The following is a 14,225-nucleotide window of genomic DNA, read 5'->3' on the forward strand; positions in this document are numbered from 1 at the left end:
GTATTGCAATTTAATCTTTCTGCTATACGATCATTCCCGCGAGCGAACGAAGGCCGGACACGGCCGTCCGACGGCCGCCAACACGAACAAAGGGAACGATGCTGTGAAGAAAATTGCGATGTGGAGCGCGCTCTGCGGTGCGGCGCTGGCATTTGTGGGAACCGCCGCGGCGGGAACGCTCGAAAACGTGAAGAGCAACAATATCGTCAAATGCGGCGTGACGACCGGCAATGCCGGCTTCTCCGCTCCGGATGAGAAGGGCGACTGGAAGGGCTTCGACGTCGATCTCTGCCGCGCCGTGGCCGCCGCCGTGCTGGGCGACCCGACGAAGGTACAATTCACGCCGCTCTCGGCGAAGGACCGGTTCCCCGCACTGCAATCCGGCGAGATCGACATTCTGTCGCGCCAGACCACCTGGGTGCTGAGCCGTGAAGCGAGCCTTGGCCTGCTGTTCGGCGCCGTGACCTATTATGACGGCCAGGGTTTCCTCATCAACAGCAAGAAAATGCCTGACGTGACATCGGCCAAGGGCCTTGGCGGCGCGACCGTCTGCCTGCTCGCGGGCACCACCACCGAGCTCAACATCGCCGACTATTTCAAGGCGAACGGGATAGAATACTCCCCCCTGGTCTTTGAGAAGATCGAGGAAGCCAAGTCCGCCTATGACACGGGCCGTTGCGACGTTTACTCCGACGACCAGTCGAACCTCTACAGTGCGCGCCTGTCACTGTCGGCGCCGGCCGAACATGTTGTCCTGCCGGAAATCATCTCCAAGGAGCCGCTCGGCCCCGTGGTGCGTCAGGGCGACGACCGTTGGCTCAACATCGTCAAATGGACCCATTTCGCCATGGTGCAAGCCGAGGAGTTCGGCATCACGCAGGCGAATGTCGAGGACATGAAGAATTCCCCCAACCCTGAGGTCAAGCGCCTGCTCGGTATGGAAGCGGATGCCAAACTTGGGACCGATCTCGGCCTGACGGAGGACTGGGTGGTTCGCATCGTCAAGGCAGTCGGCAACTACGGCGAAGTCTTCGATCGCAACATCGGCTCCGGTAGCCCGCTGAAGATCGCGCGCGGACTGAACGCGCTATGGACCGACCACGGCCTGCAATACGCGATGCCGGTTCGCTGAGACTTTCATCCCGGAGGCGAACACCGCCTCCGGCCCTCATTCGTTCCGGCCCGCAAAGCCGTTGTCTTCGAGGACATTTCCATGCTCGACGCCCGAAGCCTTCGCGGCATCATTCCCGCCCTCCCGACCCTTGTGCGCCCTGACGACGCGATCGATGTCCAGGCGGTGAGAACCCATCTTGCCTATCTGGTCGAACGAGGCGTCGACGGGGTCCTGCCGCTTGGCGGCACCGGCGAATATGGCGCGCTGTCCCGATCCGAACGCATCCGCATGGCATCCGTCACCGTGGATACGGTCGGCGGGAAGATTCCGGTCATCGCCGGTGTGCTCGACACCGGCTATCACGATGCAATCCAGGCAGCACGCGAGTTTGCCGACGCCGGCGTCGACGCCCTGCTCGTGCTGACGCCCTACTACACCAATCCGACCCAGGCAGGCGTGCGTGACTACTTCCTGCGCTACGCGGATGAATCGCCTCTGCCGATCCTGCTTTACGAGATTCCCTACCGCACGCGTATTGCCATCGACCCCGTGGTCACGCACGAATTGTCGCGCCACGAGCGCATTATCGGCATGAAGGCCTGCAACACGGATATGTACCACTTCCTGCAGGTAATGGCCGGAGTGGATGACAATTTCACGGTCCTGAGCGGCGAAGACAGCCTGTTCCCGCTGCATGTCGCTGCAGGCGCGAAGGGTGGCATCATCGTGACGGCCAGCCTCATCCCGGACGCCTGGCGGCGTGTCCTCGATCTGGCTGCGGCTGGCAATACGGCAGCGGCAATTGCCGAGCATCGCAAGCTGATCCCGCTCCTCAACCTGATCTTCGCGGAAACCAACCCCGGTCCGATGAAGGCAGTGATGGACATGATCGGCATCACCGCCCCGCACGTGCTCGCACCTCTGAAGCCGCCGGCGTCCGCCTTGGAAGCGCGTCTGCGTGACGTGCTGGCGGGGCAACTTGCCCGCATGGCATAGCCGAAGCGGGAATTCCCGCCAGCGTATCGCACGCTCCCGCTCAATTTGAGGTGAGCGACCTGCGTCAGAAGATGGTCTCCGTTGGAAGGCCGAGCGCGAATGCGCCGGCATATTGCGATTGCGCGCCTGGCTGCATTGGATGATAGCGGGCGCCCTGAACGTCCCGAAAACAGCGCTCCAGCCCATTGTCTCGATAAAAGGCCGCCCCGCCGGCAACTTCCATCGCTAGGTCCGTGACCTCCATCGCGTGCCGCGCGACAAGAGCGCGGCCAATCATGACATCGTTGATGGTCTCGGCAGACGGTGCGTTCCGGGCAACCACCTCCAGCATCCAGCGATGGGCGATCTGTGCCGCCTTGAGGGACGTTTCCATCCGGCCGACCAATCCGATCACATGATCGTTTGTGGCCTTGCCACGGACCAACTGAACCGCAATGTCACGGGCGCTTTCGGCGACGCCGAGATAGACGGCGTAAATCAGTGGAAAGGCGATGGTGCCGATGATCTGGAAGACAGGGTGCCACTGGCCCGCATTCCTGGAAAACGCAACACTCGCATCAGGCACAAAAAGGTTGTCGATGAGAACATCGTTCGAGCCGGTTCCTCTCATCCCCAGCGTTCGCCATGTGTCTTCGATCGAGACCTGCGGCGATGCCATGGGAACGCCGAAATGAATGACGGAGCGTGCGCCTGCCTCGTCCTCAACGACTGCGCCGGTCATCAGGATGTCGCCGGCTGCCGCGCCGGAGGTGAAACGTTTGCGCGCAGCGATCCGATATCCGCCGTCGACTTTCGTGGCCTTTCCCGAACCGCCGATCCAGTCTGATCCGCCGCTTGAGAGCAAGATGATCTGCTCCGATGCCACACGCCTCAACAGCGGCTCCACTGCCACTACGTTCTGATGGCGCCAACGCCAAGCGGGAATGGCGACCTGGTGGGTGTGCATGGAAAAGGCAAGCGCGGTGGACCCGCAGACCCTCGCCATGGATTTCAGCATCTCGCAAAGTTCCGGCACGTCCGCGCCGAGCCCACCCAATTCGACGGGAACGGCCGCGCGCACGAGGCCGGCGTCCTTCAGAAGAGCGTAGTTGCCGCCGACGAAAGCATCGCTCTCGTCAATCGATCTGGCGCGTTGAGCCAGGGTCGGCAGGATTGAATGAGTCCGTTCGACGATCGACGGACCGTCGGCATTCTTCGTTGTTTCTGCAAGCCCGAGCATGTCGATGCCTCCTTTGGTGAAGAGTGAAATCGTGCGCTCGTTTCGGATTTGCTGCTAGTTCACGAACTGTACTGCTCGCCGGCGTGGCACGGCGAGGATGGGCCAATTGGCGGATCGGCCGCCTTGGCTTATCCTGGCCAATCCAGACCGTTGGAGGTCCCCATGGTAGAGCGTGACGGCTACGGGCAATTCTGTCCGGTTTCAATGGCGTCGGAAGTCCTCTGCTCCCGTTGGACGACGCTGGTCGTCCGCGAGTTCCTTTGCGGATCGACCCGCTTCAACGAATTGCGTCGGGGTCTGCCGAAGATGTCGCCTGCGCTTCTATCCAAGAGACTGAAAGAGTTGGAACAAGCGGGCATCATTACGACAAGGAGCGCGAATGGCGGAACCAACTACCAGCTTACCGCTGCGGGCGAGGAACTCCGACCTCTGATCGTCGGGCTCGGAAACTGGGCTCAACGATGGATGGAGTCACGGCTTTCCTTGAAAAATCTCGACCCGTCCTTGCTCATGTGGGACATGAGACGGAACCTGGACACGAAGAGACTTCCGCCTCGTCGCTGTACGATACAGTTTCTGTACCCGGAGCTTTCGGCCGCGCAAAAGTGCTGGTGGCTGGTGGTCGAAAACGGGAAGGTGGATTTGTGCAACTTTGATCCGGGCTACGATGTCGACCTTCTCGTCGAAGCTGCACTTCGTTCCATGACCGCGATCTGGATGGGGCTGTCGACCATACGACAGGAAATCGAGGCGCAAATGCTGAGACTGGAGGGAGACAAGCGTCTGGCGCGCGATATCCAGGAATGGCTGGGTCTGAGCGTGTTCGCCAAAATACCGCGCATGAAGACGTAAGTCCGCTGCTCAACCCCGACGCCATTGTGCGGCATCGACACCGTCCCGCGAGCGCGTGAACTCAGGGACAGAACGCTCCAGGGAAGACTGATCAGACCCTGATTATCTGGCCCATCTCGGCCGGGACTAGATTACGCGGAAGCGTACGCCACCGTACAAAGAATATTTTCCGCGCTTTAACCAGCGCTCGGTAGCCTCGGCGCGTGCATTTCGACAAAGAGCGTTCCATGCCTGCCGGTCAACTTCGCTTCATCCTGAATTTCGCCATTCCCCTGGCGCTGGCCGCAGGCCTAAGTCTTGCGCTGTACCTCACGTTGATATGGTCGGCGCGGCAGTCCGACCAGTTGGCCCAACAACGTCAGACGCAGCTCGTTACCCTGATCGTCTCCAATATGCAGGCCGGTATCGCGCACGACCAGGAGAGCTCTTCGGTCTGGGACGATGCGGTGCGGGCCGTCACGCACCAGACGCCGGACCGGGAATGGCTGAACAACAATCTCGGGCGGTGGATGCAGACTTATTTTCAGCACGACGGCGCGTTCATCGTCAGTCCGCACAACACATTACTTCTCGGCTTTCTCGATGGCGAAATCGACCAGGACCTCTCTTACGCCCGTATTGCCGGACCCGTTCAGCCCTTGCTTGCAAAACTCCGCGCCCGTCTCAAGGAAAAGGATGACACGGGCGTCGATGACCATGTGCTCAGTATCGGTGAAAGCGATATCACCTCGATTGACGACCGTCCCGCAATCATCAGCCTCAAGCCGATCATCTCCGACAGCGGCGATGTGGAGCAGGTGCCGGGGCGCGAATTTATCCATATTGCCGTGCGTTTTCTCGACGGGAGCTTCCTCGACGCAATCGGCAGAGACTATCTTTTCGAAAACCTTCAATTCGCCCGCGTCGGCGAGACCGGCGAAATCCAGAGTCGCGCGGAGTTACGCGCCCTGTCGGGCGCCCTGATCGGTTACCTCACATGGACGCCGTTTCGGCCCGGAACGGCAGTCCTCAACAGTGCGACCCCGACTCTGGCAGGCATTGCGGTCTCCCTGTTGGCGCTGATGGGACTTTTGGCAGCGCTTGCATGGCGGCGATCCGCCCATCTCATTCGAAGCCGGCGACAACTGGAGCATATGGCACACAGCGACGCGCTGACGAACCTGCCCAATCGCGCCCGCTTTTCGAGTTATCTCGCAGGAGTGCTGGCAAAGCGCCAATCGACCGACCTTGTCGCTGTACTCTATCTCGATCTGGATCGCTTCAAGGACGTCAACGACACGCTCGGCCACCCTGTGGGCGATGCTCTGCTGGTCGAAGTTGCCTGTCGCCTGAAAGAGACTATGGGCAAAACAGCAGCAATGGTGGCGCGCGTCGGCGGGGATGAGTTCACCGCAGCCGTGCAAGCCGCGGATAGCGAGACCATCGAGCGTATGTGCGATGCCCTCGTCACTGCCATCCGGCGTCCCTTCGTCATCCACGGGCATCCCATCACCATCGGCCTCAGCGCAGGCGTGGCGATAGCGGAAGAAGGTTGTAAGGACGCGCGCGAATTGACGCGCAAGGCGGACATCGCACTTTATCACGCCAAGGCGGCCGGCCGGAACCGCTTCGCTATTTTCGGCTCTCATATGGATGAACTCGTCAGAGCGCGCAGGGAGATGGAGCGCGACCTGCGACTTGCGGTGCAAGATATCCAGCAGATCAGCGTTCACTATCAACCTGTCTTTTCGGTCGAATGCCAGGAACTTAGAGGCGTCGAAGCGCTTGTCCGATGGCGGCATCCGCAAAAGGGGGTGATGCCACCGGACGTCTTCATTCCAGTGGCGGAAGAAACGCGGCTGATCGAGCCGCTCGGAGAGATCGTTTTGCGCGAAGCCTGCCGTGCCGCCGTGGAATGGCCGGGCCTTACGCTTGCGGTCAACGCTTCCGCCATCGAACTGCGCAGTGAAACCTATTCGGTGCGCGTCCTGTCCATCCTAAACGCCGTGGGCCTCGATCCTGCACGCCTTGAAATTGAGATCACGGAATCGGCCCTTGCCGACACCTCTGGCCACTGCGAACGCAATATCGCAGCTTTGCGCGCGATCGGCGTTCGCTTTGCCCTCGACGATTTTGGGACGGGCTTCTCGTCCTTTGGGCGACTGCAACGGCTCGACGTCGACAGGATCAAGATCGACAAATGTTTCGTCGATGGTTTCGGCAAGCCGGGGGGCAACGAGGAAATCGTGCGCGCCATGATCAACCTCGCACAGGCCAAGGGACTGCGGACGACAGCCGAGGGGATAGAAACTCCCGAACAAAGCGATGTGCTCAAGCGCCTCGGTTGCGACGAAGTCCAGGGATATCTGCTCGCAAGACCGATGCCGGCAGAGGCAATCAACGCGATGTTGGCGCGGGACCGCGACGCCGGACGGGGTTAGTCACGCAGCCCGGCGCAGGGTGCTCCGCTTTGTGACGCGCGACGCGGTCACTCCGACGTGCGATCTGCGGCACTATTCCTGTATCGGTGCGGTTGCGGGTTTGTCTGGCTGCTGCGAAAAAATCGCAACCGCATCCGCCACCAGATCGGCATTTCCGAACGCTTGTTCGCCGTTCCTGAGCAAGCGCCCATCTTCAAGTCCGATGCGCGTAGACCAGCGTCTTTCGCACGCACGGGAAACGAAGTGCCAGACGGTCGCGTCGAACCCGTGCAACAGTATTGGTCGGCGCATATCGGCTCGGGAGAGAACAGTCGCAATCGCATCGGCAATCGCATCAGCTCTTGCGATTGTCTGCTCTTCGATCTCGATCAGAATGCGGAATGTCCGCTGGCAATCCGGAAGCGAGACCAATCGCTCCGCGTCAGCAGCACAGGACAAGCCCGCCTCTACGCCGACACCCATTCGGTCGAGCAGAGCGATTATGGCAGGCGCATCAGGCTCGGAGAGATTGACCGAGGCATAGTCGGGAAGCCGGCTCCACCTGGAAATATATTCCCTCGTTCGCGTCTCGTCGTCTTCGATCCACGCGCCTGTGGAAACGCCGACCAGGCTTCCAGGGCACGCGCCTCGCAGAGCAGAAATAGTATCGTCGACCGCCAGCAGGCTTTCCCGTCCGTCCGGACCGCGGGGATGGACGTGAAGTTCGGCTGCTCCGGCCAGGATGCACGACGCTCCCTCTTCAGCCAAGGCGGCGGCGGATGTTGGCAGGCGGGGATGATAACCCGTGGGCCGGGCGCCATTCAGGCACGCTTGTACAATCATTGTCAGTTCCTTGCCCCGCAGCCCCGAGCCAGCCGCGATCCAGCCTCATTCATCGCCTTTCGCCGCGACGGCCTCAACACTCACCTCGCCCGGCACACCATTTCCTTCAGCCAAGAGTGGCATCACGACGATTGAGCCGAAGATGACCATGAACATGGCCAAGAGGCAAAGCCCAATGATGTTAACGCGATGGTTCATGTCGTACGACCCAAAACAAACGCCCCGCGCGCGGCGGGGCAAGAAGCTGAACTGTCAAAGTGGCCTTCGGCAAACGGCCCACGGAGAGCATTGTTCCATTCAACGGGACAACGGGGCGGGGCAGTGGTGTGCAGACCCGACACCCCACGGCTTGGTCTTGTTTTTTTACCGTCGCACGCTTCTGGCGAAAACCCGAACAGGACATGGCCACGGGCACATCATTCTGCCGCTGCGGTAAGGATGCACGGCCGTGGCTATACCGTCGTCGTCGCGTTGATGGCGCGACCGTACAACCGGATCGTCGAGCATAGGGTTCGGGGGAAATCGATGCATGAGAGCCGCGACCGCCTGTACCGAATTGTTTCGGTGCGTCTCGCGCATTGGAGGAACCAAACCTCATCAAGCCCGTTCAACCGATGTCTCTAACGGCCTGAAACAAGGACGATATCATGAAAAAGCTACTGCTCGCCGCCGCCTTTGTCGGCGCATCGACCTTTGCTGCCCTTGCGCAGACTTCCACCGCTCCGGCCACCGATGGCGACACGCCTGCCATCGCAACCCCGGACGACAAGAATGCGACCGCGCCGGTCGAAGGAGCCAACAGTTTTACCGAGGAGCAGGCGAAGGAACGCATCATCGAAGCCGGCTATGCCGATGTCACGGGCCTGAAGCTCGACGACAAGGGCGTCTGGCGCGGCACGGCCACGAAGGACGGCAAGTCCGTCAACGTCGCACTCGATTACCAGGGCAACATCGTCACCGAGTGACACCAGAAAGAGGAGCTTCCCATGAAAAAGACAGCGACTGGACTTTACGACGACTACGCCGATGCGCGTGCTGCCGTGAGCGCCCTTGAAGCCCGCGGCATCCCCTCCGACGACATCAGTATCGTCTCGAACAATGCTGACGACCGTCATTCGAATGACACCAATGCGGCCGAAGGCGCGGGCACAGGTGCCGGCATAGGCGCCGCGGTCGGTGGCGTCGGTGGTCTTCTGACCGGCCTCGGCATCATGGCCATCCCCGGCGTCGGCCCCGTCGTCGCAGCCGGCTGGCTTGCTGCGACCGCGGCAGGCGCCGCCGCAGGGGCGGTTGCCGGTGGTGCGGCCGGCGGCCTGATCGGCGCCATGACGCAGTCGGGGGTTTCCGAAGAGCATGCCCATGTCTATGCCGAAGGCGTTCGGCGCGGCGGTACGCTCGTCACTGCACGGGTCGAGGAAAGCCTCTATCCGGAAGCTGAGGCCATTCTACGCCAGTCCAATTGGGTGGACCCGACCGAGCGTCGCGCCGCCTATGCCGAACAGGGCTGGACGCGCTTCGACGACACGCTCGATCCCTATGGCCCGGCCGAGGTCGAGCAGGAGCGTCTTCGCTACCGGCGCTGATGGACCGTGGAGTTTCCCGGGGAGCGGCCGAGTGGCCGCTCCTTTCATTTGGGGACCCCTCTCAAATCTGCAGGTTCGCAGTCGCTGCCGATTGCAGGAAATCAAAGGCTTGCCTACCGCCTCGTCACCCGCCCGAAGAGGGGGCGGACATCGTCAATATTACGTTGTGACAAGGGTGGTGGCACCACCCGTCTCCATCGCCTCGGCGATATTTGCCGGTGGTTCGGCGTCTGTGACGAGGCGGCTCACGCGATCCCAACCGGTCACCTCGAATATGCCGCGTTTGTTGAACTTCGAGGCATCGGCGAGCACGGTCACCGTCTCGACCCGCTCGATCATCGCTCGGGCGATCTGCGTTTCCGCCTCGTCGAAGTCCAGCAGGCCCGTTCCATCCAGCGCACCGACAGTCAGGAATGCGTGGCGCGCCCGAAAGCGGGCGATCTGCTCGACGGCCAAAGAGCCGACCGTTTCCGACGCATCCATGCTGAACGCACCACCGATCAGAAAGACCTTGTTGTCGCCGCCGGCGGATACGAGCGATGCAATGCGGATGCTGTTTGTAATCACCGTCAGGCCCGACAATCCGGCAATGGCTTCGGCGAACAGAACGGTCGTTGTCCCGGTATCGATGAAAAGACTGTCTCCCGGGGACAGGAGGCTTGCGGCGGCCTTTGCGATTTGGCGCTTCGCCGAGAGGTTTTCGGCCATCCGCGCCGCAAATGGCCCTTCGCCACCAATCTCCGTTGCGGCGACGGAGCGGAGTTTGGCTCCGCCATGGAACTTCTGAAGCCTGCCCAATTCGTCGAGGCCGACCAGATCCCGGCGGATCGTCTCGCGGGAGACCTCGAGCTCTTCGGCAAGTTGATCCACGCTGACCTCGCCGCGACGGGTGACAAGCCGGATGATCTCTTCGTGACGCTCGTGTGGACGCACTAGCGAACCTTTCCGTTAACGCCTGACCTCATTGCTGCAATGCCCGAACGGGCAAAAAACACACAACGCATCCACATATAACGACCGAATGGTCGGGATGCAAAGCGTTCAGATATGAAAAACCGTCATGGATTCAATGTCGAAGGGGCGCATGACGCGGTCTGAAAGGATTCCTGCTTTACAGAACGATACGGATATTGTTACCGTTCGGTCATAAAACGCCCAAACGGTAGGAATTCATGTTGTGAACGCACAATCGCAACTTTCCGGCAGTGAGCTTTACGACGTCGCGATCATCGGGGCCGGCGTCGTCGGCTGTGCGGTTGCACGACGGTTCGCTCTTGCAGGCGCGAAGGTCGCCCTTATCGAAAAGGGCTCCGACATTCTTTCGGGCGCATCCAAGGCAAACAGCGCGATCCTCCACACGGGGTTCGATGCACCCAAGGCAAGCCTCGAACTCGCATTGGTCCAGGCCGGGCGACAGGAATACCTCGATATCCATCAGGACATGAATTTGCCCCTGGTCGAAACAAGCGCTCTTGTTTGCGCCTGGACTCCCGATGAAGCCTCTAAGCTCGAAGGGATCGCCGAGCAGGGGCGCCAGAACGGGGTCGACCGTCTCCGGTTGCTGACCTCCGCAGAGGCGCGCGCTGTGGAGCCCGGATTGGCAGACAATCTGGTTGCAGCGCTTCATGTTCTCGATGAACACGTCATCGATCCGTGGTCAGCGCCCCTTGCTTACGTCAATCAGGCGATCGCGCTTGGCGCAACCGTCCTTCGCCAGTGCGAGGTACGGGCAGGGGTATTCGACGGGACGTGGCTGCTCGAAACCAACCGGGGCGACATCAGGTCGAAATGGGTGGTCAACGCGGCAGGTCTTTTCGGCGACCATGTCGATGCCCGTCTGGGATTCAAGCCCGAATTCCTGATCAAGCCTCGCAAAGGCCAGTTCGTCGTCCTCGACAAAGCGGCATCACGGCAGCTGAAGACCATCATTCTCCCGGTACCGAACGAGATCACCAAGGGTGTCGTCGTCTGTCCGACGGCATTCGGCAACATCCTGGTCGGTCCCACTGCCGAGGAGCAGGACGATCGAATCCGGGCGACAGTCGAACATGACACGCTCGCGGCGCTCGTTGCGCATGGAAGCAAGCTCGTCCCCGGTCTCGCCCATATCCCGGTCACTGCGGTCTATGCGGGCCTGCGTCCCGCGACGGAAAAGAAGGAATACCGCGTTACCCATCGCGCCGAACACAATGCCATCACCCTTGGCGGGATTCGTTCCACGGGGCTCAGTTCCGCCCTTGGCCTCGCGCAACATGCCTTGAAGCTTCATGGCGGTGCGGGCCGAGGCGAGTTCACCGCCAGGGCGACACCGAAGGTGTGCATGCCAAATCTTGCCGAGAGCAGACCGCGGGACTGGCAGGCCGCAAACCATGGCGACATCGTCTGCCACTGCGAGATGGTCACACGCCGCGAGATCGAAGCGACACTCAGCAGCCCGCTTCCGCCCGGTGATTTCGGCGGCCTGCGACGGCGCACGCGTGCAGGGATGGGGCGCTGCCAAGGCTTCTACTGCAACGCCAGGCTCGCCGAAATCAGCAAGGGCTGCCTCGCCACACCGCTTGCGGTCGATCAGGAGGGCGGCACATGAGCCGGTCCGACGTTATCATTATCGGCGGCGGCCCTTCCGGCGTCGCAGCCGCAATTGCGATGCGAAAGGCCGGCATTGGCAAAATCACGCTCCTCGAGCGGGAGCGGTACCTCGGCGGGGCGACGCGGCACTGCAGCCATTCGCCCTTCGGCATGCTCGAATTCGGCCGCGTCTATCTGGGCGCTGCCTATGGCCGCCGCCTGGAGCAGGAGATCGCCAGGCACGATATCGACCTGCGATACGGCCACTCTGTTGCCCAGCTGGGAGAAGACGGCGACCTTCTCGTAGCGAATCCCGATGGCCTTCAGACCCTCTCGGCCAAGCGTGTGCTTGTGACGACCGGAGTGCGGGAAACGACACGTGCCGCACGGCTCGTGACAGGTGATCGTCCGGTCGGCATCGTCACGACAGGCACCTTGCAGTCCTATGTCGCCTTCCACAACATGATGCCGTTCCACCGCCCGGTCATTGTCGGATCGGAACTCGTTACGCTCTCCGCGATCTGGACATGCCTCAGCCATGGCGCCCGTCCCGCCGCGGTCCTTGAGCCGAGATCGCATGCCCTGGTGCGCACACCACTGAACTGGTTTCCGTCCCTGATGGGCATTCCATTCCACCGCGATGCGCAGGTTGTCGATATTCTCGGCCGCGGCCGTGTCGAGGCCGTACGGATCAAGCGCGGCGATATCGTCGAAACGATCGAATGCGACGGCGTTCTGTTCTCCGGCGGGTTTACGCCGGAGGCCTCGCTGTTCCTGACGTCCGGGCTAGAAGTCGACCTGGGTAGCGCGGGCCCGGCTGTCGATCAGGACGGCCGCTGCGAAAACCCCTGCTATTTCGCTGCGGGCAACGTGTTGCGAGCCGTCGAGACCGGAGGATGGGCATTCCGCGAGGGCAGGGCCATCGGAACGGCCATCGCGGCGGACCTGCTTGGCGACCCGGCGAGGGGCGCTCCGACGAAGGTCACCTACGACGCACCGATCAAGCTTGTCGTGCCGAACCTCCTGCGAAGCGGATCAGCGCTTCCCGGTGGCTTGAAGGACTTTCAACTGCGCTTCCAGCGCAGGGTTAAGGGGACGCTCACGTTGTCCATCGATGGAAGCGAGGTCTGGCAGCGTAGCGCAACATGGCGCACGGAAAGCCGGATCGTCGTCCCCCGACCAAACAATTCGACGGGCGCGCAAAGCGTCCACTTCGGCTTCAGGGAGGAAGTTTGAATGCGTGTCGCATCGATAGACCAAGGAACGACATCGACCCGATGCCTGGTCGTGGAGGACGGAGGCGAATGGAAGATCGTCGCCAGCCGCAAGCACGGCCAGGATCACCCCTTCGCGGGCTGGGTCGAGCATGACCCGCACGAGCTTCTGAAGAATATCGTCACCGTTCTGGATGCAGCCGGAACGGTCGATGCGGTCGCAATCGCAAACCAGGGCGAGAGCTGCCTGGCATGGGATGCCGAGACAAAGGAAGCGCTTTCGCCCGTGATCGTATGGCAGGATTCCCGAACGGCGAAGTATCTCGCCGATCTGAGGAGCGACGCCGAGGAAACCTCCAAGCGCATCTGCGGTCTTCCGCTCGATCCGTATTTCTCGGCCAGCAAGCTCGCCTGGCTCCTCCGTCATGTTCCGAGCATTCAGGACGCCTACAAGGCAGGCCGGCTTCGCCTCGGGACGACAGACGCGTTCTTCCTCGATTCTCTGGCGAACGTCTTCGCCACCGATCTCGCGACAGCGTCGCGAACCGGCCTCCTTGATCTTGCGACGGGCACGTGGAGCGACGAGCTTTGCAGCTTGCACGGTGTTCCCAGGGAATGCCTCCCGCGTATCGCGAACGTGGACGATGATTTTGGCCAGATCAACGGCATTCCCGTAAAAGCCTCCATCGTCGACCAGCAAGCAGCCCTGTTCGGTCATGGATGCCGGAAGCCCGGTGACTGCAAGATAACGTTTGGAACGGGAGCGTTCCTTCTCGCCGTGAGCGGCAACGAACGCCCGCCGCAGTCGGAGTTGCTTCCGACCGTCGCCTGGTCGCTGAAGGACAGCGGCGCGGCCTTTGCCATCGAAGGCGGCGTCTACGACGCGGGCTCGGCGCTGGAATGGGCCAGAAACATCGGCCTCTATTCTGCGCTGGAAGAGCTGGGCGTGTTCGAGGGGCCATCGGCGCTGAGCCGCGGGATCATCTTCGTTCCGGCTCTGTCGGGTCTCGCAGCCCCCTACTGGGATCGGACCGCTGCGCCGATGTTTATCGGCATGGACCACGCCACGGATCGGCGTGATCTCGTCCGCGCGGTCCTGGAAGGCATCGCAATGCTGACTGTCGGGCTGATCAAGGCTGCGTCCGAAGTCACGGATCTCGGCCCCAGCATTTCGATCGACGGCGGATTGTCGCAAAGCGCCTACTTCGCCCAGTTCCTCGCCTCGGCGAGCGGTCGCACCATCACCGTCCCGGCGATGCACGAACTGACGGCCCTCGGGCTCGCGGAATTCTGCGGTCTCGACGTCACCGCAGCCCGCGCCAGGAGCGCGCGTTACGAGCCCGACGGATCGGTCACCGAAGCACACCACGCGTTGTTCAAGAAAGCCGTCGAGCGATCGCGCGGCTGGCGCGACTGACGCACCACCGAACGCTTAAA

Annotated in this window: 13 protein-coding genes; 9 read left to right on the forward strand and 4 right to left on the reverse strand. The window is 61.6% G+C overall.

The genetic code is table 11. From position 1 onward, the window contains the following. Positions 1-118: 118 nt before the first annotated feature. On the forward strand, positions 119-1,132 hold the full coding sequence (locus V8U06_RS12815) for an amino acid ABC transporter substrate-binding protein (RefSeq protein ID WP_427141090.1): 1,014 nt from the start codon (positions 119-121) through the stop codon (positions 1,130-1,132). 81 nt (positions 1,133-1,213) lie between these two features. Continuing rightward, positions 1,214-2,110, forward strand: coding sequence for a 4-hydroxy-tetrahydrodipicolinate synthase (dapA, locus tag V8U06_RS12820; protein ID WP_427140955.1), 897 nt, complete (start codon positions 1,214-1,216; stop codon positions 2,108-2,110). Positions 2,111-2,174: 64 nt separating this feature from the next. On the opposite strand, the gene V8U06_RS12825 is transcribed toward dapA, so the two are convergent. Beyond that, positions 2,175-3,329 carry an acyl-CoA dehydrogenase family protein gene (locus tag V8U06_RS12825; RefSeq protein WP_427140956.1) on the reverse strand — a complete coding sequence of 385 codons (1,155 nt, stop codon included), beginning with the start codon at positions 3,327-3,329 and terminating at the stop codon, positions 2,175-2,177. Between the two features lie 162 nt (positions 3,330-3,491). Here V8U06_RS12825 and V8U06_RS12830 point away from each other — a divergent pair, with 162 nt between their 5' ends. Further along, positions 3,492-4,181 (forward strand): winged helix-turn-helix transcriptional regulator, encoded by a 690-nt coding sequence (locus V8U06_RS12830; protein ID WP_427140957.1) that lies wholly within the window; start codon positions 3,492-3,494, stop codon positions 4,179-4,181. A 203-nt stretch (positions 4,182-4,384) separates the two neighbouring features. Further along, entirely contained in the window at positions 4,385-6,601 is a 2,217-nt protein-coding gene (locus tag V8U06_RS12835; protein ID WP_427140958.1) for a putative bifunctional diguanylate cyclase/phosphodiesterase, read from the forward strand. Between the two features lie 72 nt (positions 6,602-6,673). Here V8U06_RS12835 and V8U06_RS12840 read toward each other — a convergent pair whose 3' ends face one another. Both V8U06_RS12840 and V8U06_RS12845 read right to left on the reverse strand, forming a co-directional pair. Next, the gene (locus V8U06_RS12840; RefSeq protein ID WP_427140959.1) at positions 6,674-7,423 is read right to left on the reverse strand and encodes a 3-keto-5-aminohexanoate cleavage protein; all 750 of its coding nucleotides are present in this window, start codon (positions 7,421-7,423) and stop codon (positions 6,674-6,676) included. Between the two features lie 45 nt (positions 7,424-7,468). Next, positions 7,469-7,621: a hypothetical protein gene (locus V8U06_RS12845; RefSeq protein ID WP_427140960.1), complete on the reverse strand. Its 153-nt coding sequence runs from the start codon at positions 7,619-7,621 to the stop codon at positions 7,469-7,471. A gap of 449 nt (positions 7,622-8,070) precedes the next feature. On the opposite strand from V8U06_RS12845, the gene V8U06_RS12850 reads away from it, so the two are divergent. Both V8U06_RS12850 and V8U06_RS12855 read left to right on the forward strand, forming a co-directional pair. Then, positions 8,071-8,388, forward strand: coding sequence for a PepSY domain-containing protein (locus V8U06_RS12850; RefSeq protein ID WP_427140961.1), 318 nt, complete (start codon positions 8,071-8,073; stop codon positions 8,386-8,388). Between the two features lie 21 nt (positions 8,389-8,409). Beyond that, complete coding sequence (locus V8U06_RS12855) at positions 8,410-9,006, forward strand: general stress protein (RefSeq protein WP_427140962.1); 597 nt, start codon at positions 8,410-8,412, stop codon at positions 9,004-9,006. Between the two features lie 159 nt (positions 9,007-9,165). On the opposite strand, the gene V8U06_RS12860 is transcribed toward V8U06_RS12855, so the two are convergent. Then, on the reverse strand, positions 9,166-9,939 hold the full coding sequence (locus V8U06_RS12860; RefSeq protein ID WP_427140963.1) for a DeoR/GlpR family DNA-binding transcription regulator: 774 nt from the start codon (positions 9,937-9,939) through the stop codon (positions 9,166-9,168). A 244-nt stretch (positions 9,940-10,183) separates the two neighbouring features. Here V8U06_RS12860 and V8U06_RS12865 point away from each other — a divergent pair, with 244 nt between their 5' ends. The 3 genes from V8U06_RS12865 to V8U06_RS12875 are packed head-to-tail and all read left to right on the forward strand — an operon-like array spanning position 10,184 to position 14,205. After that, positions 10,184-11,593 carry an NAD(P)/FAD-dependent oxidoreductase gene (locus V8U06_RS12865; protein WP_427140964.1) on the forward strand — a complete coding sequence of 470 codons (1,410 nt, stop codon included), beginning with the start codon at positions 10,184-10,186 and terminating at the stop codon, positions 11,591-11,593. After that, positions 11,590-12,810, forward strand: coding sequence for an NAD(P)/FAD-dependent oxidoreductase (locus V8U06_RS12870; RefSeq protein ID WP_427140965.1), 1,221 nt, complete (start codon positions 11,590-11,592; stop codon positions 12,808-12,810). The genes V8U06_RS12865 and V8U06_RS12870 overlap by 4 nt, the downstream gene beginning before the upstream one ends. After that, positions 12,811-14,205 (forward strand): FGGY family carbohydrate kinase, encoded by a 1,395-nt coding sequence (locus V8U06_RS12875; RefSeq protein ID WP_427140966.1) that lies wholly within the window; start codon positions 12,811-12,813, stop codon positions 14,203-14,205. Positions 14,206-14,225 lie beyond the last annotated feature (20 nt).

This window comes from Shinella sp. G-2, assembly GCF_050172695.1.
GTDB lineage: Bacteria > Pseudomonadota > Alphaproteobacteria > Rhizobiales > Rhizobiaceae > Shinella.